The 397-nt window shown below is 43.3% G+C and carries 1 pseudogene; it reads left to right on the top strand.

Annotated elements, in window-relative coordinates:
• Window positions 1–10: 10 nt before the first annotated feature.
• Window positions 11–397, top strand: a pseudogene (locus F0U44_RS23990) (AAA family ATPase); the annotation flags it as partial.

The raw sequence follows: 397 nt of genomic DNA, 5'->3' as shown, positions 1-397 counted from the left end.
CTATGAAGAAATGGGAATCAAACCTCCCAAAGGAGTCATCTTGTACGGTCCTCCGGGCACTGGTAAAACACTCCTGGCCAAGGCTGTTGCAAATCAGACATCTGCTACCTTCCTACGTGCAGTTGGATCTGAACTTATACAAAAATAGTTGGGTGATGGTCCCAAGTTGGTTCGTGAACTGTTCCGTGTTGCTGAGGAACATGCACCTTCAATTGTTTTCATTGATGAAATTGATGCAGTGGGCACTAAACGTTATGATTCAAACTCTGGTGGTGAAAGGGAAATTCAAAGGACCATGTTGGAATTATTGAATCAACTTGATGGTTTTGATTCAAGAGGAGATGTGAAGGTGATCATGGCCACAAACCGTATAGAAACTTTAGACCCGGCACTTATC

This window comes from Nocardioides humilatus (assembly GCF_008373755.1).
GTDB classification, from domain to species: Bacteria; Actinomycetota; Actinomycetes; order Propionibacteriales; family Nocardioidaceae; genus Nocardioides; species Nocardioides humilatus.
Note: the sequence above shows the minus strand (reverse complement) of the source record. Positions and strands in the feature narration are given on the sequence as shown.